Genomic DNA, 22,913 nt, shown 5'->3' with positions numbered 1-22,913 from the left:
GTGCCGCCGGGCGGCGGTAGGGTCGGGCGCCATGAAGCCTGAACAGACTCGGGCCGTACGCCTCACCGGCCCGCGCCTCGCGATCCGCGAGTTCCACCACACGCCCGAGGACGTCGACGCGCTGCACGCGGTGTTCGGGGACCAGGAGACCGCCAGGTTCCTCCCGTTCGCCGCCCGCGACCGCGAGACCTGCGCCGACCAGATCGCCCTCTACCTCGAAGAGGCCGAGCACCGCCCGCGCACCGTCTTCCGCCTCGCCGTCACCCTGCTGGCGGACGGCGAACCCGAGTACGCCGTGCCGATCGGCAACGCGGCCCTCGGCATCGAGGACCAGCGCGCCGGGTTCATCGGGTACGCGCTGCGCCGCGACACCTGGGGCCGGGGGTACGCGAGCGAGATCACCGGGCTGCTCAACGACTTCGCCTTCGGCACCCTCGGACTGCACCGCCTGTGGGCCCGGGTCGACCCGGAGAACACCGCCTCGTCCCGGGTGCTCACCAAGACCGGCTACCAACTGGAGGGCCGGATCCGGCACGACCTCTACCTGCACGACACCTGGCACGACTCGCTCCAGTACTCGCTGCTGGAGCACGAGTGGGTACGGCCCGCACGGTGAAGGGGGTGGGGACAACCCCACCATGAATCCGGCAGTGGGCTCCATTACGGCGGGACCGCGGATCCGGCACCTTTGAGTGGTGAGCACGGACGAGCCCGAGGAGCCCGCGATGACCAGCCTGACCGGCACCACCACCCACCGGCACCAGCCGGACCAGCTGGACCAGCCCGGCCACCCGGGCCACCCGGGCCACCCGGCCTCCTTCGAGTCCGACGCGCCGGCCTTCTGGCGGGCCCCGTTCGCGGCGGCCGGCTTCCGCGAGGTCGGGTTCGTGCTCAGCGGTCTTCCGGTCGCCGTCGCGGGCTTCGCCTTCGCCGTCACCTGCTTCGCGGCGGGGGCCGGCCTGCTGGTCACCGCCCTCGGCCTGCCGGTGCTCGCCCTGCTGCTCGCCGGGGGGCGGGGCTTCGGCGCGCTGGAGCGCTCCCGCGCCCGCACCCTGCTCGCCACCGAGGTCACCGCACCGGCGCCGGTGCGCCCGAGCCGCCCGGGCTTCTGGGGCGGGGTGACGGCCCGGCTCGCCGACGGCGCCGGCTGGCGGGCCGTGCTCTACCAGGTGCTGATGTTCCCGTGGGCGGTGATGTCGTTCGTGGTCTCGGTGACGTTCCTGGTCACGGGCTGGGTGATCGCGCTCTACCCCCTCTACCACTGGGTCTTCGCCCGGTACACGCCCTGGCCCGGCATGCAGCTCTTCGACTACTCCGAGCACGGTGTGCACCACCGGTACTTCGTCACCTCGCCGTTCCAGATCGCGGCGGTCTCGGCCATCGGCCTGGTGCTGGTCTTCCTCACCCCGCAGCTGGTCCGGGGCCTGACCAACGTCAACCGGCTGGCGATCCGGGGCCTGCTCGGTGCCCGCTGAACCGCGCCCGGCCCCTGACCTCCCGGCCCCTGAAATCCCTTACCTGCCCGGAAAGCACATCAGGCCCGGCAGAAGAATCTGCCGGACCTGATGTTCAGAGTAGCGGGGACAGGATTTGAACCTGCGACCTCTGGGTTATGAGCCCAGCGAGCTACCGAGCTGCTCCACCCCGCGTCGTTGACATCACCATATGCGATTTTGCCGCTGACAGGAAATCGGTTCTCCCGGATGCGGTCCGCCGGGCACCGTGATCCGCTGGCCGTACCGCTACGACGGCCCAGGGAGCCCCCGTGAGTACGCCAGGCATCTTGATCACCTCCCGGCCGCTCGACGAGTACTGCCACCTCTTCGGCCTCACCCGCAGCGCCCTGTGTGCCGTGCCCGGCCCCGTGCTGGACTGCCCGGGCGGCGCCGCCGGCCTGGCGGCCGAGGCCCGGGCGCTCGGCGTCCGGGTGGTCGCCGCCGACCCGGCGTACGCGGCACCGCTCACCGCCCTCACCGCGCTGGCCCGGCACGGCCGGGACGCGATGGCCGCCTCGATGACGGCCACCCCGCACCTCCACCTCTCACCGAGGTACCGCCCCTACGAGCGGTACCTGCGCAGCTGGGACCGCGCCCGCCGCCTCTTCGCCGCCGACAGCGCCGCCCACCCCGAGCGGTACGTGGCCGCAGCGCTGCCCCGACTCCCGTTCGCCGACGGCTCGTTCGCGCTCACGCTCAGCTCGTACCTGCTCTTCGCCTACCCCGGGATCTTCCCGCCCGCCGGGCAGCTCGCCGCGCTCACCGAACTCGTCCGGGTCACCGCTCCGTCCGGCGAGGCCCGGATCTACCCGCTGCACGACGGCACCGGCCGCCGCTGCCCGCACCTGGACGAGCTCCGCGCGGCGCTCGGCAGGCGCCGGATCTCCAGCGAGATCCAGCGGACGCCCCGGCCCGGCGACGGCCGCACCAGACAGGTCCTGGTCCTGCGCGCGGCCGGCCACCGCCGCCGTCCCGGCCCGGGCATCAGCCCCCGGGAGCGGGCGGCGTAGTGGCGGTCGTGACCGTCGTATCACTTGCGTTACTTGCGGCCGTGGGTGCGGCAGGCCGGGGCTGGGGGAGCTGCCGGAGGATCTCCTCGGCGACCGCCCTGCGGCGCGACCGCGGCGGCGCGGTCCGCGGATTGCGCAGCGTGTACGCCACGGCCTCCCGCAGCCGGGCCAGGTCCGGCTCCGGCAGCCCGGGGATGTGCACCGCCTCCCGGGCGGCCAGCAGCGCCTGGAGCAGCTCGAAGGGCGAGAGCGGCCGGTCGATCGCCTTGACCAGCAGGTCGATGCTCCCCGCGTCCGGGCTGCCCTGCAGCAGGGCCAGCGCCTGGACCCGCAGGCCCTCCACGCCGCTCTCGAACAGGTCCCGGACCTGTTGGGCGCTGAACCCCAGCGCGTTCGCCGCGACGGCGGTCTGGCTGACCGAGTCGGCCAGTGTCTGCCGGTCGGCGGTGGACAGCGCGCGGGCCAGCAGCAGCCGGGTGATCAGCCAGCCGGACAGGAAGCCGACCACGGTGAAGTACACCGCCAGGCCGGCGGCGAAGCTTGCTGCACCACTCGGACCTGAGCCCGCGCCGCCTGCACTGCCGCCCGCGCCGCCGGTCAACGGCGCCAGCGCGTCGCCGAGTTGGCGCAGCCGGTGCGGCAGGGAGCCGAGCTGGGTCAGCCCGGCGCCGAGCAGGATCTTCGTCAGCCAGTCCGACACCTGCTCCAGATTGGTGTTCGGGGCGTAGCTCGCGGTGGAGGTCGCCTGCTGGTCGGCGGGGTGCGCGGCCGCTCCGCTGGTGAGCAGGCGCGGGATACCGAACAGGAAGCCCAGTGCGCCGCCGAGGACGGTGAACGTCCCGGCCACCAGCAGCCCGCCGCCGAGCACGCCGACCGGATCCGGGCCGGCCGTCGCGTACAGCACCAGCCCCAACACCCCGGCGCCGAGCACCGCACCCAGCCCGACCTGCACCACGGGAGCGAGCCCGCCGTCACGTTCCAGTACCACCGACTGCCTCCCCGACCGTCCCGCCCGCTCGCACGGACGGCAGCGACTGTAACCGAACGGAGGGTGCCCGGTCAGGGAAGCGGACATGCAGACGGCCCGTGGGCTGCTCCTCGCCACCGGCCCTGTGCACGGGGCCGGCAGCCGAGGCACCGGGGATGTTCCGGTGAGCCCACGGGCCGGGTGACTGCTTTGAAGTCGCCTGAGCCGGAGGCCGGAAGGCCTCATCTCTGCACAGGCAGGGGCGGCTCTAGCGAGCAGCCACCTCACACATCCTGAAAGTACTCAACTCAGGATCACCTCCTTTCAGTGTGCTGCCACCATAGGCACCGCCCTCAGGCAGGTGCAACGGATTTTCGGGGTGATCCGGGAAAGCAGTGAGGCCCGGCAGACGAATCTGCCGGGCCTCACTGTTGCTACAAAGTAGCGGGGACAGGATTTGAACCTGCGACCTCTGGGTTATGAGCCCAGCGAGCTACCGAGCTGCTCCACCCCGCGTCGGTAAACCCAACACTACGGGAGAGTTGTCCAGAAGGGAAATCACTGTCACCACGGCACTCCCAGGACGCACAGCACTCCCAGGACTCCCGGGAGTCACGGCACCACGCTGCCGACCCGGTGCTCACCCCGGACCGGGCGCCGGGCGGTCCGGGCCCGGACCCACACGGCGAAGCAGACCAGGGCGGCGAAGCACGGCACCATCAGCAGCCCGTACACCAGCAGGAAGCCGTGGGTGCCGAGCCCGGCCGCGGCGTTCCAGGTACCGTGCAGGGCCATCGAGAGCAGCAGCCCGGTCGGTGCGGCCAGCCGGGCGAGCCAACGGCGGGCGGTGGTGAGGCCGACCGCCAGGCCGAGGCCGGTCAGCGCGGTGAAGAGCGGGTGGGCGAACGGGGAGAGCAGGCCGCGCAGGACGAAGGTGTGCACGGTGCCGTCGAAGTCCCGCAGGCTGGGGGTGGCGCCCAGGCCGATGCTGTCCAGCCGGCTCTGCTGGTCGTCGGTGAAGGCACGGCCCAGGTAGAGGGCGTTCTCGGTGAAGGCGAAGCCGCAGGCCGTGACCCCGCCGAGGACGGCCCCGGCCGCGAGCGTGCGGGGGTTCGAGCGGGCCCGTGTCCTGGTGCGGGGGCGCCGGTGGAAGTACGGGAGCGGGCGCAGCCGTGAGCGCAGCCCCCGGCGCGGGCGCAGGTGGTGGGCGGAGCGGCGCAGCGCGGCGGGGGAGCGCCGGGCCAGGACGGCGCAGGTCCGTTCGGCGCGGCAGCGGAGCCGGCGGCGGACGGGCAGCAGCAGGACGAGCAGTGCGGCGCCCTTGGCGGTCTCCTCGATCAGCGGCGTCGCGAACTCGGCCCCGAGCGTCTCGCCCCGGGAGCTGCCCTGATGGGCGATCAGGAAGTCACTGGCCCAGCCGTTCGCCATGATCGCCACGGTGGTCGCCGCGAAGGCCCCCCAGGCCAGGCAGAACAGCGTGTGCCGCAGCGGCACCCGCGCCGCCTGGTTCAGCCAGGCCAGCGCGCCGAGGACGAACGGCAGCGGCAGCATCGCCAGGCCCATCCCGACCAGCAGCCCGGTGGTGCCGGTCTGCCGCTGCACCAGTTGCAGGATCAGCACGGCGCATCCCGCGAGGGCGAGCGCGGCCAGTGCGGAGGACACCGCCGGGTGGCGCAGCCCGGCCGTCCGGCGCACCAGCCGGCCGAGCCTCCGGTACGGGCGCCGGGGCACCGCCCGGCCCGCCCGGCGCCCGCGGGGCCCCGGGATCGGCCGGGGCGCGGCGGCACACGTGGGCGGTTGTGCGGCGACGGCGGCCTCGGTGGGTGGGCTGCCACTGGACGGACTGCTCACCCGCAAAGCGTAGGGGACTCCCCCGCTCCAGCGGGAGCCCCTGACACGACCCGCACCTTTTCTGTCACACCCGGTGACACCCGCTCAGTTATGAGCTCACCCTCAGGACAGGGTTCCTCCAGGGGCGCGGGGAACTGCGCGACCAGGGCACGACGTCCGTGCACGGTTGCGCGCGCAGTTCCCCGCGCCCCTGCTGGGGTTGCAGTGAGCGCAAGGCTGCCTGCGCCCGTGATCGGATCCCCCTGAAAGGGAACCTCAGCGACGACGGAAGAGCAGGTCGTGGACCACGTGCCCCTTCGCTATCCCGGCCCGTTCGAACTTGGTGACCGGCCGCCAGTCGGGCCTGGGCGCGTAGCCCGGAACGCTGCCGGCGGGGTGGTCGGCGGGCTCCAGCCAGCCGGTGCCGTCGCCTTCGGGGTGCAGGTTCTCCAGTTCGGGCGAGCCGGAGAGGACGTCGAGCATCTGCTCGGCGTACGGCTCCCAGTCGGTCGCGCAGTGCACCAGCGACCCGGCGGCGAGCCGGGGGAGCACCAGGTCCAGGAAGGACGGCTGGATCAGTCGCCGCTTGTGGTGCTTGGGCTTGGGCCACGGGTCGGCGAAGTACACCCGCAGACCGGACAGCGAGGCGTCCGGCAGCATGTCGCGCAGCAGGATCACCGCGTCGCCGGCGGCGAGCCGGACGTTGCGCGAGTCGTCGCGCTCCAGCAGCTGGAGCAGGTTGCCGTGGCCGGGGGTGTGCACGTCGGCGGCCAGGATGCCCGTCTCCGGGTCGGCGGCGGCCATCGTGGCCGTGGTCTCGCCCATGCCGAAGCCGATCTCCAGGGTGACCGGGCGGCCGTCGAAGAGGGTCTTCAGGTCGAGCGGGCTGCCGTCGATGGCCAGCCCGTACTGCTCCCAGCCCCGGTCCAGTGCACCGGCCTGGGCGTTGGTCATCCGGCCCCGGCGGGGCTGGAAGCTGCGGATCCGGTGCTCGCTGTGCTGGGCCTCGGTGGCCCGGTGCGGGTACATCGGGGCGGGGTACCCGGCCGGGGCGGCGGAGAGCCGGGCGGACGGGGAGGGCTGGGGGCTGGGGGCGGTGGCAGTCACAATCGCCCCATTCTACGGGGGCGTGTCCGGGTGCCCGCCGGGGCGTGACGGACGCCTCACCCGCCCGCTTCGAGCGCCGCGAGCGCCCGGCGGGCGACCTCGCGTCCGATCGGCAGCGAGGCGGTGGCCGCCGGGGACGGCGCGTTCAGCACGTGCACCACCCGCCGGGTGGAGGACGCGTCGTCGGGGTCGAAGCCCGCGAAGGCGAAGTCGTCCAGCAGCGAGCCGTCCCGGGCGACGGCCTGGGCCCGGACGCCCGCCGTGGCCGGCACCAGGTCGGCGGCGGTCACGGCCGGCAGCAGCCGCTGCACGGCCGTGGTGAACGCCCGCTTGGACAGTGAGCGGTGCAACTCGCCCACCTCGTACCGCCAGTGCCGCCGGGCGATCTGCCAGGTGCCGGGGAAGGCGAGTGTCTCGGCGAGGTCGCGCGGCCGTACGGTGCGCCAGTCGTATCCCTCCCGGGCGAGGGCGGGGACGGCGTTCGGGCCGACGTGGACGTCGCCGTGCACACCCCGGGTGAGGTGGACGCCGAGGAACGGGAACGCCGGGTCCGGCACGGGGTAGACCAGCCCGCGGACCAGCTCCCGCTTCTCCTTGGTCAGTTCGTAGTACTCCCCGCGGAACGGGATGATCCGCACACCGGGGTCGCCCCCGGCCAGCCGGGCGATCCGGTCGCTCTGCAGGCCCGCGCAGTTGACCAGCACCGCGCAGCGCAGCTCGCCGGTGCCGGTGCCGGTCCGCAGCGTGAGGCCGTCCGCCCGCCGGGTCACCCCGCGCAGTTCGGTGCCGGTCCGCAGCACCGCCCCGGCCTGCTCGGCCAGCCGCGCGTAGGTGCGGGCGACGGCGGGGAAGTCGCAGATGCCGGTGGAGCCGATGTGCAGCCCGGCCAGGCCGGTCACCTCGGGCTCGTACTCGCCGATCCGTGCCGCGCCCAGCTCGGTCACCGGGATGCCGTTCTCCCGGCCGCGCTGCGCCAGTGCGTGCAGGCGCGGCAGTTCGGCGCGTTCCGTGGCGACGATCAGCTTGCCGGTCACCTCGTACGGGATGCCGTGCTCGCGGCAGAACTCGACCATCTCGGCGGCGCCGGTGGTGGCGTAACGGGCCTTCAGCGAACCCGGGCGGTAGTACACACCGCTGTGGATGACGCCGCTGTTGCGGCCGGTCTGGTGCGCGGCGAAGGTCTGTTCCTTCTCCAGCACCACGACCCGCAGCCCGGGCCGGGCCAGCGTCAGTGCGTACGCCGTGGACAGGCCGACGATCCCGCCGCCCACCACCGACACGTCGAAGTCGTAAGCCACTGCTGCCCCTCGGTCGACCGGACCCCCGCCGCCGTGATGTCCGGCGTGAAGATAGTGGCACGGGGGCGGGGGCCGGTCGAGAGGGCGGCGCTACTCCCAGGGCCAGGAGGCGTCCCGGCCCGCCTCCAGCAGCGGGACGAGCCGGAAGGCCGCGTCGGTGAGCCCGCCGAAGGTGTGCCGGTGCGCCGAGCCGGACGGGGCGTGGCCGGTCCGGTACCCGGCGAGGTTCCAGGTGTAGACGGGCACGTCGGCCGGGATCCCGGCGAGCGGGTCGCCGCCCCAGGTCCCGTACGCCTGCTCGTCGGTGACGATCACCACCCGGTCGTGGCCCCGGAAGTGCTCCTGGACGGCCCGGCCGGTCTCGGTGCCCCCGAGGTTGCCGAACCGCTCCAGCACCTTGAGGACGGGCTCGCCCTTGCCGACCGCGATCACGTTGCTGGTGCTGCCGAACTCGACCAGGTCGGCGTCGGCGGCACGGACCTTCAGCGCGGTGCCGAAGACGGCCGCCGAGTCGGCCCGGTTGAGCTGGGTCTGTGCGCTCGGCCGGTCGAACATCGAGCCGGACCGGTCCACCAGGATCAGCGTACGGCCGGGCAGCGCCGGCACGTTGGCGAGCGAGTGCCGGAGCGCGAGCTCCAGCGCGTGCCCCCAGCGCAGCGACGGTGCGTGGCGGTGCGCGGCCAGGTAGCGGAACGGGAACTGACGGGAGCGCCTGACCTCCGCCGGGTCGGCGATCCGGCGGGCCACCTCGGCGGCGACCTCGTCCGAGACCTCGGCCTGGTCGAAGTTGCGCAGGTTCCGCACCAGCGCCATCGAGCCCATCGACGGGATGACCGCCTCCCAGGCGGCGGCGTCCAGCGGGCCCTGCAGCCAGCCCGCCAGCGCCTCCCAGGTCATCCCGGCGGCGGCCAGCCGTTCGGCGCCGTCCGGGCCGGTGACCACGGCCCGGCGCTGCCCGACCGGCAGGGCGAGCAGCTCGCGGTTGGCGGTCAGCAGCGGGTCGGCCGCCGGCGGGACGGCCTCGTCCGGGTGGTGCCTGCGGTCCAGCGCGTACTTGAAGAGCGCGCCCTGCCAGGGCTTGGCCGGGTCCGGGGAGGGGTGGGTGAGCTCCAGCACGTCGCCGAAGCGGTACCCCTTGGAGGCGGTGTCGTACTTCAGCAGTGCCCGCCCGCTGTAGAGCCGCCGGACGGCGTCGGCGATGCCGCGCTTGAGCGGCTGCGGCAGCCGGCGCCCGTACCGGGAGGTCCAGTACGCGAGCAACTCGCCCGGCTCGTCCGGGCGCTGGAGGACGGCGTCGACCACCTGCCGGGAGTACCCCGGGGCGCCGGCGTCCAGCCGCGCGCGGGTGAACTCGGCGGCCCCGACCAGCGCGGCCGTCCGCATGGCCGCGCCGTGGCGCAGCCAGCGGAGCAGCCCGAGCGTCCACTCCGGGTCGCTGACGGCGAGCTTGCGGACCAGCGCGGTGAAACGGTCGTCGCGCGAGCCGCCCTGCTCGTAGAAGGTGTCCTGGCCGACCAGGTTGGCCACCGCCAGCAGGAAGAGCTCGGACTTCGCGTCCCGGAGGTGTCCGGTGCCGCCGGCCTGGTTGACGGTGCGCTGCCCGGTACTGGTCACGGGCGAGCTCGGTGCGGCCTTGGTCCGGCGGATGTTGAAACGCGACATGGTGGTGCCCCCCTGCTGGGTGGTGAAGGGAGGAGGGCACGGCGGAGCGAAGGGTGCCCGAGAACAAAGGCGGCGGTGGCATGGTCGGACTCTGCTTCAACGCACCCTGACGGGCACTCCACGGAAGTAGCCACCGCCTGCGCACCGGGCACCCCCCGGAGCTGTGCCTCCCGAGATCATGGTGGCGGCGGTGTGCGCGGATTCGAACCGCGGCTCCCCGCTGGGGGAACCCTGCCAAGAAGTAACCGCTGCCTGCGCACCGGGAGGTGCGGCAAAACCTATTCAGAATGTGGGTGTCCAGAGAACAGAAGCGGCTGAGGTGACGAAGCTGCTCTGCCGACTGAGCTACACCGGCCTTAAGCCGGTGACGGGACTCGAACCCGCGACCTGCCCATTAACAGTGGAAGTAACCTCTGCCTGCGCACCTGGACAAGAGGAACCGTATCCGGACCCCGTTCGGACCCGCATCCGGTTTTCGCCCGGGCCTACGCCGGTGTCACCAGGACCAGCCGGGCCCGTTCGGTCAGTTCCCGGACCCGGCGTTCGGCCTGGAAGGGCTCCAGCCGCCGCAGCATCTCCACCACGTAGTCGCGGCTGCGCTGGGAGGAGATCCGTCCGGCCACGTCGACCGCGCGCTCGCCGGCCGCCACGGCGGCCTCCAGGTCGCCCGCCTCGGCCTCGGCCATCGCGGAGACCACCAGCCGCAGCCCGTGCGAGCGGACGAAGCCCTCGGTCGGCCGGGCCAGCGCCTCGCGGGTGAAGGCGCGCACCTTGGCCGGAACGCCGAGGTCGCGGAAGCACTCGGCCGCGTCGGCGGCCAGCCGGTCGTAGGCGTAGAAGTCGATCCACGCCGGATCGTGGTCCCCGGCGCGTGCGCGCTCCAATGCGCCCTCCGCGGCGTTGAGCGCCGCCGCACACGCCGGAGCATTGCGGCTCTTGGCCTGGGCCCGTGCCTCCACCAGGTGGAAGAAGCTCATCGTCCGCGCCGTCGCCAGGCCCCGGTTGCGCTCCAGGGCGGCCTGCGCGAGGTCCACCGCCTCCTCCGCGAAGCCCCGGTAGCTGGCCTGCAGGCTCATCGAGGCCAGCACGTAGCCGCCCAGCGGCACGTCGGCGGCGGCCCGGGCCAGCCGCAGCGCCTGGATGTAGTACCGCTGGGCCGCCTCGTGCTGGCCGGTGTCGAAGGCCATCCACCCGGCGAGCCGGGTGAGTTCGGCGGTGGCGCCGAACAGCGCCCGGCCCACCGCGTCGCTGTACGAGGCCAGCAGCAGCGGCGCGGCCTCCAGCCGCAGGCACTCCGGCACCATCGAGGAACGCCAGTCCCCGCCGCCGTACTTGGAGTCCCAGCGGCGGGCCTCCTGGGCCGCCTCGCGCAGTTTGGCGGCGTCCGAGTGGCCCACCCGGTAGCCGGTCAGGTCGGGGGCGTCCGCCTCCCGGGCGACCGAGCCGTCGGCCGGGGTGATCAGCCAGCGCGAGACCGGCGTCGCGTACGCGGCCACCGCGAACGTGCCCGCCAGGCTGTCGCTCCACCGCCCGCCGCCCGGCCCGCGCCGCAGCTCCAGGTCGACCCGCCACAGGTCGGTGGCCGAACGGACCGCCTCCGGCACCTCGCGCGGGAAGGCCAGGCCGAGTTCGGGCGTCGGGTCGGTGTCGCCGAGGCCGATCTCGTCCAGCGGCACCGGCCGGCCCAGCTTGCTGCCGATCGCCGTCGCGATCAGGTGCGGCACCGGGCCCTGCGGGATCATGCCCTTGCTGACCCAGCGGGCCACCGAGGTCTTGTCGTAGCGGAGCGTCAGGCCGCGCTGGGAACCGAGGTCGTTGACCCGGCGGGCGAGGCCGGCGTTGCTGATCTGGGCGAGGGTGAGGAGCGTACCGAGCCGGTCGTTCGGCCCTCGTGAGCTGACGGTCATGGTGGCGGCGGCACCCCCTGGCGGCGTCCTGCGGCGTCCTGTGGCTTCTGCGGAGTTACGCGGATGGCGGCATGAGCAGAGGGCGCGGTATGTGGAGCCTCCATGCTGCTGCACCTAGAGTAGTCGGCCGCGTTCCGAGGGTTAAGGCCTCGCATTCCGGATGGCGGGAACCCGCGCCCGGCCGGGGTGCGAACGAGCCGGGCGGGGCACGGCGCGCGGTGGCCCCGGTGCCGTGAGCCGGACGGTCGTGCTCCGGTCCCGTGTCGATGTGCGCCCGGCCGTGCCCCCTGGTCCGAGCGGCAGGTGGGCGATTCGCTGGACGCTGTGGGTCGGCCCGCCGTCGAGGACCCGGCGGGCCGGGGGACACCGTTGCCTCCATCCCCGCGGGCGGCGGTGGGTCCGGGAGGGCATGCGGATGCCCTCCCGGGCAGTGCGTCGCCTTTCGGCCATCCGTCGATGTCCATGACAGGGTGGCCCGGCGGAGCGCCGGGGGCGGCCCGGGCCACGGAGGGGGAGGCCCGGCCCGCCCCGAACCTCCGCACCACCGGGCGGCACGCACGACTCCCGCCGACTCAGGTCACCGTGGGCACATCCGGTGGCACGATGTCTCCTGACGGTGCGCCACCGCATGCCGGAGGTACGGCAAGCGGTACGGCGCGCCCGGAACCTCGTCAGGTGGAGGCGCGATGCGGTGGCTCACGGGCTGGAGCGGGAGCGCGCCCGGCGCGGGCGCGCAGCGGGCGCCGAGCGCCGTCCGGCCGCTCGCCGGCACCGCCCTCTGGGGCGGGCCCAACCCCCTCTGGGCGGTGGGCGACTGGCGCCCGGACGAGATCCGCCTGGTCACCCTCCGGCCCGGCGCCCCGGCGGCCGTCAGCACCGTGCCCGACCCCGTCGCCGACGACACCGCGCAGGACACCCCCGCCACCACCCGCCTCGCCGTGCTGGGCCGCTGCGGCGCCTCCGACGCCGAACTCGCCGCCGGCCTCGCGGCGGCGCGCGGCGGCGCCGTCCGGCACCTCACCAGCTGGCCCGGCAGCTACACCGTGGTGCTGCGCTCCGGCACCCGCAGCACCCTGCTGCTCACCGACCTGGCGGGCGTACTACCGGTCTTCCACACCCCTTGGACGGGCGGCACGGCCTACGCCACGGCCGCCCTCCCGCTCGCGGACCTGATCGGCGCCCCGCTCGACACCGGCCACCTCGCCGCCCGGCTGGCCTGCCCCGAGTCGCCGGAGGCGCTCGGCACCGGCACCCCCTTCGTCGGCGTCCGGCGGGTGCCGCCGGGGCACGTGCTCGCCGTCCGGGGCGGGCACCCCTACGTCGCGCCGTACGAGCAGGGGGGCGCGCAAGGACGGCGCGCGGAGGCGCCGGCGGTGCGCGAACTCACCCGCGCGCTGCTGGAGTCGGTCCGCTGCCGGGTCCGCACCTCGGCCGTGGCCGCCGACCGTCCCGGCCTCGGCGTGGACCTCTCGTACGGCACCGCCTCGGCGACCGTCGCCCTGCTCGCCGCCGCCGTCCCGATCAGCCCCCCGGCCCGCGCCCCGGGCCCGGACGCGCCGCCCGCCGCCGAGCGGCCCAGGACGGGCGCGGTCAAGGGCTCCTGGGCCCGGCCGGGCCACCAACGGCCCGTGGAACCCCTGGCCGCCACCCGGCCCCCGCCGCCGTGCGGCTCCTCCGACACCCTCACCGCCGTGACGGTCGGCGAGGCGAGCGGCAGCGCGCTCGCCGTCGAGGTGCCCAGGCTGCGGCACATCGTCCTGCCGCCCACCCTCCCGTACGCCGAACTCGCCGACGCGCTGCCCGAGCTGCCGCCGGGACCGCTCACCGACGAACCCGGGCCGGTGCTGGTCTCCACCGCCCGGATCGGCACCCGGTTCAGCGCCGGCGGCGCCGACCACCTCACCGGCTACGGCGCCCGCCAGGTGCTCGACGGCCACCCCGCCCGGCTCGCCGACCTGATCAGGGACGGCCGCCCCCGCGAACTCCTCCCGCCCGTGGTCGCGCTGGCCGGCGCCGACCGGGCGGCGGGCGGCAGCGGCCTGCGCACCCCCGTGGCGGTGCTGCGCGCGGCCAACCGGCTGGCCCGGGCCCGGTACGCGGAGGCGCTCGACGACGCCGCCGTGAAACTCACCGTCCGGCAGGCCGGCACCGCGAAGGGGGCCGCCGCCGCCCTGGCCTGGTGCGTGCCGGGCCCGGCCGCCCGCTGGCTCTCCGACGACGCGCTCTCCGCCGTCGCGCTCCGGCTCCGGCTGGCCGCCCGCGGACCCGCGCCGACCGAACCCCCGGGCGCCCGCCTCGCCGGGCTCGCCCTGCACCGGCGGGCCGCCGAGTACCGCACCCTGGTCCAGGCCACCGAACAGTACGGCCAGCGGCTGCACGCGCCCTTCCTCGACAACCAGGTGGTCCGGGCCGCCGGACTGCTGCCCGACGAGATCCGCCTCCAGCCCGGCGCCCGGCACGCCCTGCTGCGCGCGGTGCTCACCGGCGCGGGCCGCAGCGACCTCCCCGCCGACTGGGGCCGCGGCCCGCGCCCCGACCGCGCCACCGCCGCCCGCACCGGCCTGCGGCTCGCCGCGGACGGCCTCGCCGAACTGTTCCGCGAGCCGCTGCTGGCAGAGGCCGGGCTGATCGACCTCCCCGCCGTCCGCCGGGCACTCACCCGGGCCGCCGACCCCGCAGCCGACCTTCCCCCGGGCACCCTCGCCGGCCTCGCCGACCTGGTCTCCACCGAACTCTGGCTCCGCCGCGTGCGGGCCCGCCGCCACGGCTCCTGCTGGACCGGCCTCCCCCTCCCCGAACGCCCCGCCCTGCCGCTCCGCGGAGGTTCTGGGTAGGCCCCGAGGGGTGGGGAACTGCACAGGTAGGGCCAACCCCCAGGGGGCGCGGGGAACTGCGCGAAATCGGGAGTAACGCCCCGGCGCGCTCCGCGGGGTTACCGGATGCTCACGGTTGACCTCAGGGGGCGCGGGGAACTGCGCGAAATCGGGAGTAACGGCCCGGCGCGCTCCGCCCTCGCGCAGTTCCCCGCGCCCCTTGGGACGGTGCAACTGCAGGCGAGCTGCACAGCTGTCCCGCGTCCCGGGAGAGTGCAACTGCAGGCGAGCTGCAAGCTGTCTCGCGTCATGATGGAGGCACCCGCTCAGAGGAGCCCTGATGACCGATTCCCTCCCGGTGCTCGGCGAGCCGCCGGCCGCCGCCCCGTCCGGAGTCCTGGCGGCCTGTGACGGGTCGGACGGCTCGCTCTGGGCGCTCGACCGGGCGATGACGGAGGCCGAGGTGTTCGGCCTGCCGCTGTACGTCCTGGCGGTGGTCAACCCGTCCCCGACGGGCTACCCGCCGGGGATGGTCGAGCTGGTCCGGGAGAGCATCGAGCGGCTGGTCGAGAGCATGGCGGACGGCCTGCGCCGGGCCGTCGCCACCGTGCAGGCGGCGCGCTCGCAGCGGTACGAGGGCGACCTCGTGCTGCACGTGGTGCTCGGCAACGTGATCGAGGTGCTGCTGGCCTGCACGCCGGGCCAGCACACCCTGGTGGTGGGTACCCGGGGCAACGGCGGTTTCACCCGGCTGCTGCTCGGCTCGGTCAGTTCGGCCGCGGTGCACCACGCCGCCTGCCCGGTGCTGGTGGTCCCGGCGCCGCCGGCCCGTCGTCCGTAGCGGCCGGACCTCGCGGGGGCGGGGGCACGCGGAATCGACAAACCGGACATAGGGGAATGCCCGCAGGTCGTTGACGGTTCACCCTTTCGGACCATTCACCCCCCGACAGGAGTCAGCCGTCATGAAGGTCGAGATCTACTCGGACATCGCATGCCCGTGGTGCTACATCGGCAAGCGCCGCTTCGAGCAGGCGCTCGACCGGTTCGAGGGCAAGGACGGCGTCGAGGTCGTCTACCGCCCGTACCAGCTGGTCCCGGACGCCCCGGAGACGGCGAGCCCGCACCGCGCCTGGCTGGCGGAGCGCTACGGGCCGCAGTCCGTCGCGATGGACGCCCGGGTCGCCGAGCTCGGCAAGGCCGAGGGCATCGACTACGACTTCGACGCGGCGCTGCACGCCAACACCTTCCTGGGCCACCGCCTGCTCCACCTGGCCGAGACGGAGTACGGCGCGGCGGTGCAGGGCGACCTGAAGGAGCGGCTGCTGAAGGCGCACTTCAGCGACGGCGTGGACGTGGGCGACCGCGAGCAGCTCACCGAGGTCGCCGTCGCCGCGGGCCTGGACCGGGCCCGGGTCGCGGCCTACCTCGCGGGCGAGGAGGGCACAGCGGAGGTCCGGGCGCAGCTCGCCGAGGCCCGCGAGATCGGCATCAGCGCGGTGCCGACCTTCGTCTTCGAGGGCAAGTGGGCCGTCCAGGGCGGCCAGGAGGCCGAAGCCTTCCTCCAGGTCCTCAAGCAGGTCGCAGCGGAGACCGGCACGGCCGTGCCCGCCGCGAACGCCTGCGCGGACGACGCCTGCGCGATCTGAGCGGAGGCGCTCCCCCGGGGAGCGGCCGGGCCGCTCAGCAGGTGAAGCGCGCGTCGGCCCAGTCGGCGAGGTTGATCAGGCCCCAGCCGCCGGCCGCCGGGCTGACCACCAGGCGGATCGACTGCTGCCCGTCCAGTGGCACCCGGACGGGCAGCGGCCCGTCGTCCGGGCCGACCCGGCCGGACTGCCAGAGCGTCCGGCCGTCCCCGCCCTGCACGCTGAAGACCACGTCGCCGACCCGCAGGCCGAGGTCGTCCAGCCCGGTGACGGCCTGGAACGAGGTGCAGGGCCGGTTGAGGTCGACGGTCACGGTCGACGGCGCGCGCACGCTCAGCCCGTGCCGGTGGTACTCGCCGTCCAGTGAGAGCCCGTTGCGCCGCCACAGCCAGCCGCTGTCCCGCCGGATGGTCGGCTCGCCGGGCGGTACCCGGTGGTGCCCCTGGCCGAACGGCAGGTCGTCCACCCAGAAGTCGGTCGGCGTGGCCACCGGTGGGGGTGGCGGGGGAGTCGGCGGGTCGGGGACGGGCGGCGGGGTGACGGTCGGGACCGGGACCGGCGTCGGGACCGGCGGCGGGCTGGGCACGGGGGGTAGCGGTGGGTCGGGTGTCGGGGTCGGCGCCGGCGCCGACGGCGTCGCCGCGCGGGGAGACGGCGCGGGCGCGGCGGGTACCCGGCTCGGCCGGGGCGACGGCGAGGGGGCCGGCGGGTGCGTGGCGGGGGAGGGGGTCGGGGTGGGCTCCTCGGACGGTTCGACCGGGGGCGGCACCGCGCGCGAGGGGGACACCGGCGGGGGCAGGGCGGGTGAGGAGACGGCCGGGGCCGACACCGGTTGCCGCGGCGCGGGCGCGCTGGTGAACGCGTAGGCGACGGCGGCCGCCGCGGCCACCGCGACACCGGCCGCGATGCTCGCCTTGGCCGCCGTACCCAGACCCTCACCGGCCGCCGCGGCCGCACCTCCGCCGGTGCCGCCACCGGCGGACCCGGCTGCCGCACCACCGGCTGCCGCACCGCCTACTGCCGTACCGCCTGCAGCCGAGCCACCGGCCGCCGCGCCGCCGACCACGGCGGTCGCGCCGACCGCGCCGGCACCGACGGCGGCGGCCGCCGCCGCGAAGTACCCGGCCCCGATCCAGACCAGCACGCCGCCCGGCAGGACGGCCCGCAGCCCGGTGTTGATCTCGGTCAGCTCCAGGTAGGCCGCCGTGCAGCGGTCGCACTCCTGGACATGCCGGCCCACCTCGGTCGAGGCGCGCTTGCGCAGCGACCCGCGGGCGTACGCGCCGAGCCGGTTGGCGTATGCCGCGCAGTCCTGGTCCTGGCTGCCCGAGACGTGCGCCTGCAGGAAGCCGGCGGCCAGCCGGTCCCGGGCCCGGTGGGCCTGGACGGCGGTCGCGTTCGCGGTCTTGCCGAGCAGTACGGCGACGGTCTTCGGCGACTCCCGCTCGACCTCGGTGTGCCAGAGCACCATCCGGTCGTCCTCGGGCAGTTCGACGAACGCCTGCATCACCATCCGCTGGTCCGCGAACGCCATCGCCCAGGCGTCCGCGCCCGGGTCGGCCAGGTCCAGTTCGCCGGCCGCGGCCGCGGTCTGGGCGAACGCGCCGAAGTCGTCGACCAGTTGCTCGCGCCGCTCGCTGCGGGCCCAGGCCGCGGCGACGTTGCGCACCGCCGTCAGCAGGTAGGCGCGGACGGCGAACTCCGGTCCCTTGCCCGCCCGCAGTGCCTGGAGCGTCCGGGCGAAGACCTCGCCCGCCAGGTCCTCGGCGGTGAAGTTGTCGCGGCAGCAGGTCCGGGCGTAGCGGCGGACCGATGCGGCGTGCCGGCGGTAGATCTCCTCGTACGCGGTGTCGTCGCCGGCCCGCACCAGTGCGGTCAACTCGGCGTCCGACGGCGGACGTTCGCCGTCCACCGGATCGGCCGGCGCCGGGACCATCGGGCGCTGCGGGGCGTCCTCGGCCGCCGGCCCGCCCCGGGCGGGGTCGCCGTCCGCGCCCCGGGTGGTCTCCCGCGCGGGGTCGCGGACGGGCTCACTGGCGACGAACGCCTCCGGTGTCACCCCGCCCTGCCCGGCCGGGGCCTGGCCGGGCACCCGCCCGGCGAGCGACTCCCGCAGGGGGGCGCCGGGCTGGTCCGGGACCTGCCCGGGCAGCTCCCGGCCGTAGCCGCAGTCGTTCTGCTCCTCGGCGCTCAAGCTGGCCCCCAGCACTCGGCACGGTCCGCGGTGCGGCCCCGCGCGCCGTCCGCACGGCGGACGGCACCCGCGTCCGGTGCGGCAGACGGGCGAACGGCGCGCAATGGGACAATGGCTCCAACCACGGCCAAAGAATGGCATAGCGGAGCTGGGACCGGTAGCCGGAGCGGCACCGGCCCACCCCTGAGTGCGGTGCCCCGTGGGTGCGTTCGAGCCGGAACCACCCTGATTTCAGCGGGCCCGCAGCCCGTTCAGCAGAATCCGCAGTAACCGCTCCGAGGGCGCGTCGTGCGGTTGACCCGCACCGTCCCCGGCACCGCCTCCGCCCCCGGCACCCGCGCCCTCGCCGTCGACGGCCTGCGCCTGCTGCACGTGCACCGGCACCGCGGCGGTCAGCACCAGCACCACGTCCGACACCGTCACCCCCGGCCGGAGCTCCCCGGCGGCGGCGGCCCGTGCCACCAGCGCGGCCAACAGGTGCAGCAGCAGCCGGGGATCGGCGTCGTCGCAGGCGTACCGCTCGTCGCCGGGCTCCTGCTGCTCCGCGAGCCGCAGCTCCGGCACGGTCCGGTCGGCGGCCGTCCCGAGCTCCTCCGCGTACCGGAAGGCGGACGGCGGCAGCAGCCTCCCGGCACCCGAAGCCACGGCCCGGGACAGGTAGTCGGCCAGCGCGTCCCACGGCCCGGCGCTCCCGTACAGCGACTCCCTGGCCCGGGTGGTCAGCCAGGCGACCTCCTCGGCCGCGATCCGCTGGACCAGCACCTCCTTGCTGGGGAAGCGGCGGTACACCGTGCCGACCCCGACCCCGGCCCGGCGGGCCACCTCCTCCATCGGAGCGTCGTAGCCGAGCTCGCCGAACACCTGCCGGGCGGCCCGCAGCACGCTCTCCAGGTTCCGCCTGGCATCCACCCGCAGCCGGCCGGGCCCCGGGCCGGCCGGGGCGTCCGCCGCCCCGCCCGGGGCCGGCCCGCCGAGCTCGTACGCCGCCTCGGGGGACTCGTACACCTGCTCGCCGAAGACCTGCCCGCCGTACAACCGGTGCTCCGCCGGACCGCGTTGCTCGGGCACCACTCCAGAGTTCTGGACCCGCTCCATCGGCAGCGAGAGCTCGAACGCCTGATCCTGATCCGTCATCCCCAACCTCCCCCGCAGGAGCCCGGACGGGCATCCCTGCCTGGCCACTCGCACCCCCCGGTGCGTGCCAAGGCCGCCCGGGACCGGGCGCCTTCGTGGACCAACCTTCCCCGGTTCGCCCCCGCGCAGTCGGAAACCGCAGTAGGCCGCAGCCGGTCCGTTCGGCCCCGGCGCACAATCCGACCATAGTTCAAGGAAGTTCGCGGCAGAAGTGGACCGAAACCCCAGTACAACCGGAAATCCGGACGGCTCTCGATCAGATCCGCCCGGCCGGATCCGGTACGCCCTGTGGACAAGAAGCCCCCCGGCAGGGCGTCATGGAGGCGTGAACCGGGTCACATCGACAGGGGGAGCTCCCATCAGGATCCTCATCGTCGGCGGTGGCTGCGCCGGGATGTCCGCCGCACTCCGCCTCCAGCAGACCCTGCGACCCCGACTACGGGCCGGTCAGGCCGAGATCACCGTGGTCGAGCCGCAGCCGTACCTGACGTACCACCCGCTGCTCGCCGAAGTCGCGGCCGGCTCCATCGACCCCCGGCACGTGGTCGTCCCCCTGCGCCGGGTGCTGCCCGACTGCCGGGTGCTGACCGCCCGGGTCACCCGGATCGAGCACGCCACCCGCCGGGTCTGGGTGGACGCCGCCCCGCGCGGCGAGCACGGCGTGCCCACCGAACTCGGGTACGACCTGCTGGTGGTGGCCCCCGGCTCGGTCTCCCGCACCGCCCCCGTCCCCGGCCTCGCCGAGCACGGCCTCGGCTTCGGCAGCGTCGGCGAGGCCGTCGCGCTGCGCAACCACGTGCTGGAACAGCTCGACCTGGCCTCCTCCACCCGGGACCCGGCGCTCCGCCAGTCCGCCCTGACCTTCGTCTTCGTCGGCGCCGGGTACGCGGGCGTCGGCGCGCTCGCCGAGCTGGAGGACATGGCCCGGTACGCCGCCAAGGGCTACCACAACCTGACCGCCGACGACCTGCGCTGGGTGCTCGTCGAGGCCACCGGCCGGATCCTGCCCGAGGAGTCGCCCGAGCTCGCCGCCCACACCCTGGCCGAGCTGCGCGACCGCAGCGTCGACGTCCGGCTGGCCACCACCCTGGAGTCCGCCCTCGACCGGGTGATGGTCCTCTCGGACGGCAGCCGCTTCGCCGCCCGCACCCTGGTCTGGACCGCCGGCGTCCGGCCCGCACCGCTGCTGCGCGACACCGACCTCCCGCTCGACCGGTCCGGCCGGGTCCGCTGCCTGCCCACCCTCCAGGTGCTCGGCCCGGACGGAGCGCCGCTGCCGGGCGTCTGGGCGGCCGGCGACTGCGCCGCCGTACCCGACCCCGCCGCCGAGTACTGCGCCCCGAACGCCCAGCACGCGCTGGCCCAGGCCCGGCTGCTGGCCGAGAACCTGTCCGCCGAACTGGACTCCCGCCCGCCGGCCCCGTACCGCCCCGAACGTCTGGACTGCTCGACCTCGCTCGGCCTGGGCCGGGGCGTCGCCCACACCAGGCGCGGCGGCCAGCTCACCGGACGCCGCGCCTGGTGGCTGCACCGGGCCCGCCACCTGCGGCGGCTGCCCAGCTTCGACCGCCGGGTCCGGGTGCTGACCGACTGGCTGCTCGGCGGCCTGTTCAACCGCGAGGTGGTCTCGCTCGGTTCGGTCGAACACCCGCGTGCGGAGTTCGAGGCGGCCGGGTGGGACACCCACCCCGAGCAGTGACCCGCGGGGTCCGGCCGGAGCCGAGAAGACGGCCGTAGCGGACCGGGTACTTCCGGAACGGTGCCCGGTCCTGACAGGATCAGGCGGACCGGATCATCACGGCGCGTGCAAAGATGCATACAAGGTGTGATTGAGTACCTGTAATTTGACCCAGGAAGCGGCCGTCCTTTGAACCTCATGCGCTGGAGCGCCAGGCTCACCGGAGCCGCGTGGCGAGCCGCTCTCCCCGCCGCACCCGCAGAGCCCGTCACCGTCCCGGGCCCGCGTGAGCCCACCACCGCACCGGCCCTGCTCGACCTGTGCGACCTGCACGAGCTGTACGACCTCCGGGACGTCCTGCGCCGCCTGCCCGCACCGATCGCCGTCACCTACGGCCCGCTGCACCAGCTCGGGTACGCCAACCGCGCCTACCGCGAACTGTTCGGCGAGCGCACCAACGGCCTCCCGGCGTCCGAGGCCCTGCCGGAACTCGCCGCGCTCGGCGTGCTGCCCCTGCTCGACCAGGTCATCCGCAGCGGCCGCCCGCGCAGCGTCAAGGCCCGCTGCATCCTCGGCCTCGGCGGCAGCCGCTACTACAACGTCTCCTGCGTCCCGCTCGGGGCCGAGCTCTCCACCGTCGGCCCGCCCCCCGCCCACTCGGCCGCCCACTCGGCCGACCACTCCACCGAACGCGCGCCCGGCCGCCCGCCCGGCCGTACGAACGGCCGCGCCCACGGCGCCGGCGGTACGGACCCGGCCGCCGTCCTGATCTTCGCCACCGAGATCACCGACCAGGTCCAGGCCGCCACCCGCCTGCGCGAGGCCGAACGCCGCCAACGCGAGGCGGCCGTGACCCTGCAACGCAGCCTGCTCCCGCAGAAACTCGAACAACCCGCGGACCTGCGCGTCGCCGCCACCTACCAGCCCGGCGGAGCCGAGGCCGCCGTCGGCGGCGACTGGTACGACGTCATCGGCCTCGGCGGCGGACGGACGGCCCTGGTGATCGGCGACGTGATGGGCCGCGGCCTGCGGGCCGCCGCCGTGATGGGGCAGCTGCGCACCGCCGTCCGCGCGTACGCCCGGCTCGACCTGCCACCCCACGAGGTGATGCACCTGCTGGACGGCATCGCGATGGAGATCGACGCCAACCAGATCGCCACCTGCACCTACGCGATCTGGGATCCGGCCCCCGGCACCCTCCTCTACGCCTCGGCCGGCCACCTCCCCCTCCTGCTCCGCTGCCCCGACGGCACGGTGCTGCGCGGGGAGGAGCAGAACGGCCCGCCGCTCGGCACCGGCGGCGGCACCCACCTCTCGCACACCCTGCGCCTACTCCCGGGCACGACCGGCGTCCTCTACACCGACGGCCTGGTCGAACGCCGGGACGAGGACATCGATCAGGGTCTCGACCAACTGGCCCGCACCCTCAGCGGCGCCGTGGGCGAGCCCGAAGTCGTCTGCGCGCGTCTGCTGCGGGCCATGGGCGTCACCTCCGACCACGACGACGACGTGGCCGTCCTGGCCTTCCACCTCCCGGCTGACCTGCCCGTTCCGCCGGACCCGGGTCCGTCTCTTGACTCGGCGAACACCGAGGTCTAGTGTTCTCCGAGCTGCCTGACAGGGAGAACCGGACACGCTCGGCGCGGACGGTCCCGGGGTGGCCAATCCTCTGAACCACCACTTCTCGTCCCACCTGGGCCGTGCTTTGTCACGCCTCGGTGCGAATTGCTGTGGGTGTTTATCGGGTTGCGGTCGGATTCGCTTTACGGAGCGGCCTTCGGCTAAGGTTCAAGGCGTCGGACGGGCCGTCAGGTCAGCTCCGACAGGGTCCGGAAGGCAGGAAAGACGGTCAGGGAAACCTGGTAGAGTCTGGATTGCCGAAAGGCCGAAAGAAAGCAAATCGGATGAACGAAACTCCGGAAAACGGAGCGGAAAACGTCTGCTAAGCTGGAAACACGAAAGAACGAAGCGCCCGGAGAGCCTGCGAGAGCAGCTTGAAGGAAGCGTCCGTTCCTTGAGAACTCAACAGCGTGCCAAAAGTCAACGCCAGATATGTTGACATCCCCGGCCCGGGTCCTTGATCCGGGTTGGAGATTCCTTTTGTAGTAAAAACACAGCGAGGACGCAGTGCACGGGGCCGCCCTATTCCGGTGGTTGTCGTGCCGCTCAACGCG

Annotated in this window: 15 protein-coding genes, 2 tRNA genes and 1 pseudogene; 8 read left to right on the top strand and 10 right to left on the bottom strand. The window is 74.5% G+C overall.

What is annotated here, in order from left to right:
- Positions 1-31 precede the first annotated feature (31 nt).
- Together ABD330_RS10160 and ABD330_RS10155 are read left to right on the top strand one after the other, a co-directional pair.
- Positions 32-616 carry a GNAT family N-acetyltransferase gene (locus ABD330_RS10160; RefSeq protein WP_344463153.1) on the top strand — a complete coding sequence of 195 codons (585 nt, stop codon included), beginning with the start codon at positions 32-34 and terminating at the stop codon, positions 614-616.
- Between the two features lie 79 nt (positions 617-695).
- A complete protein-coding gene (locus tag ABD330_RS10155) occupies positions 696-1,475 on the top strand; it encodes a sensor domain-containing protein (protein WP_344463151.1) in 780 nt (259 codons plus the stop codon).
- Between the two features lie 100 nt (positions 1,476-1,575).
- On the opposite strand, the gene ABD330_RS10150 is transcribed toward ABD330_RS10155, so the two are convergent.
- Positions 1,576-1,649, bottom strand: a tRNA-Met gene (locus tag ABD330_RS10150).
- Between the two features lie 116 nt (positions 1,650-1,765).
- On the opposite strand from ABD330_RS10150, the gene ABD330_RS10145 reads away from it, so the two are divergent.
- Positions 1,766-2,506: a class I SAM-dependent methyltransferase gene (locus tag ABD330_RS10145; RefSeq protein WP_344463149.1), complete on the top strand. Its 741-nt coding sequence runs from the start codon at positions 1,766-1,768 to the stop codon at positions 2,504-2,506.
- On the opposite strand, the gene ABD330_RS10140 is transcribed toward ABD330_RS10145, so the two are convergent.
- The 7 genes from ABD330_RS10140 to ABD330_RS10110 form a co-directional block, all read right to left on the bottom strand.
- Positions 2,481-3,494 (bottom strand): hypothetical protein, encoded by a 1,014-nt coding sequence (locus tag ABD330_RS10140; RefSeq protein WP_344463147.1) that lies wholly within the window; start codon positions 3,492-3,494, stop codon positions 2,481-2,483. The genes ABD330_RS10145 and ABD330_RS10140 overlap by 26 nt on opposite strands.
- Positions 3,495-3,915: 421 nt before the next feature.
- Positions 3,916-3,989: transfer RNA gene (locus ABD330_RS10135), tRNA-Met, on the bottom strand.
- A gap of 96 nt (positions 3,990-4,085) precedes the next feature.
- Complete coding sequence (locus tag ABD330_RS10130) at positions 4,086-5,324, bottom strand: PrsW family intramembrane metalloprotease (RefSeq protein WP_344463145.1); 1,239 nt, start codon at positions 5,322-5,324, stop codon at positions 4,086-4,088.
- A 255-nt stretch (positions 5,325-5,579) separates the two neighbouring features.
- A complete protein-coding gene (gene trmB, locus ABD330_RS10125) occupies positions 5,580-6,410 on the bottom strand; it encodes a tRNA (guanosine(46)-N7)-methyltransferase TrmB (RefSeq protein ID WP_344463143.1) in 831 nt (276 codons plus the stop codon).
- A gap of 56 nt (positions 6,411-6,466) precedes the next feature.
- Positions 6,467-7,708: an L-2-hydroxyglutarate oxidase gene (gene lhgO / locus ABD330_RS10120; RefSeq protein WP_344463141.1), complete on the bottom strand. Its 1,242-nt coding sequence runs from the start codon at positions 7,706-7,708 to the stop codon at positions 6,467-6,469.
- A gap of 90 nt (positions 7,709-7,798) precedes the next feature.
- A complete protein-coding gene (locus ABD330_RS10115; protein WP_344463139.1) occupies positions 7,799-9,370 on the bottom strand; it encodes a TROVE domain-containing protein in 1,572 nt (523 codons plus the stop codon).
- 485 nt (positions 9,371-9,855) lie between these two features.
- The gene (locus ABD330_RS10110; RefSeq protein ID WP_344463137.1) at positions 9,856-11,277 is read right to left on the bottom strand and encodes an NsdA family TPR-like regulatory protein; all 1,422 of its coding nucleotides are present in this window, start codon (positions 11,275-11,277) and stop codon (positions 9,856-9,858) included.
- 686 nt (positions 11,278-11,963) lie between these two features.
- On the opposite strand from ABD330_RS10110, the gene ABD330_RS10105 reads away from it, so the two are divergent.
- From ABD330_RS10105 to ABD330_RS10095, 3 genes are all read left to right on the top strand, one after another.
- A complete protein-coding gene (locus ABD330_RS10105; protein WP_344463135.1) occupies positions 11,964-14,111 on the top strand; it encodes an asparagine synthase-related protein in 2,148 nt (715 codons plus the stop codon).
- A gap of 319 nt (positions 14,112-14,430) precedes the next feature.
- A complete protein-coding gene (locus tag ABD330_RS10100) occupies positions 14,431-14,931 on the top strand; it encodes a universal stress protein (protein ID WP_344463133.1) in 501 nt (166 codons plus the stop codon).
- A gap of 121 nt (positions 14,932-15,052) precedes the next feature.
- Entirely contained in the window at positions 15,053-15,736 is a 684-nt protein-coding gene (locus ABD330_RS10095) for a DsbA family oxidoreductase (protein ID WP_344463131.1), read from the top strand.
- A gap of 34 nt (positions 15,737-15,770) precedes the next feature.
- Here the strand turns inward: ABD330_RS10095 and ABD330_RS10090 are convergent, their stop codons facing one another.
- The gene (locus ABD330_RS10090) at positions 15,771-17,927 is read right to left on the bottom strand and encodes a sigma-70 family RNA polymerase sigma factor (RefSeq protein WP_344463129.1); all 2,157 of its coding nucleotides are present in this window, start codon (positions 17,925-17,927) and stop codon (positions 15,771-15,773) included.
- Positions 17,928-18,158: 231 nt separating this feature from the next.
- Positions 18,159-19,061, bottom strand: a complete 903-nt coding sequence (locus tag ABD330_RS10085) for a TetR family transcriptional regulator (protein WP_344463127.1) — start codon at positions 19,059-19,061, stop codon at positions 18,159-18,161.
- 394 nt (positions 19,062-19,455) lie between these two features.
- Here ABD330_RS10085 and ABD330_RS10080 point away from each other — a divergent pair, with 394 nt between their 5' ends.
- Together ABD330_RS10080 and ABD330_RS10075 are read left to right on the top strand one after the other, a co-directional pair.
- Positions 19,456-20,760, top strand: coding sequence for an NAD(P)/FAD-dependent oxidoreductase (locus ABD330_RS10080; RefSeq protein WP_425555495.1), 1,305 nt, complete (start codon positions 19,456-19,458; stop codon positions 20,758-20,760).
- Positions 20,761-20,928: 168 nt separating this feature from the next.
- A pseudogene (locus ABD330_RS10075) lies at positions 20,929-22,278 on the top strand (PP2C family protein-serine/threonine phosphatase); the annotation flags it as partial.
- Positions 22,279-22,913: the final 635 nt, after the last annotated feature.

The organism is Kitasatospora kazusensis (assembly GCF_039529945.1).
Classification (GTDB): Bacteria; Actinomycetota; Actinomycetes; order Streptomycetales; family Streptomycetaceae; genus Kitasatospora; species Kitasatospora kazusensis.
This window is presented reverse-complemented; position numbering and strand designations above follow the sequence as displayed.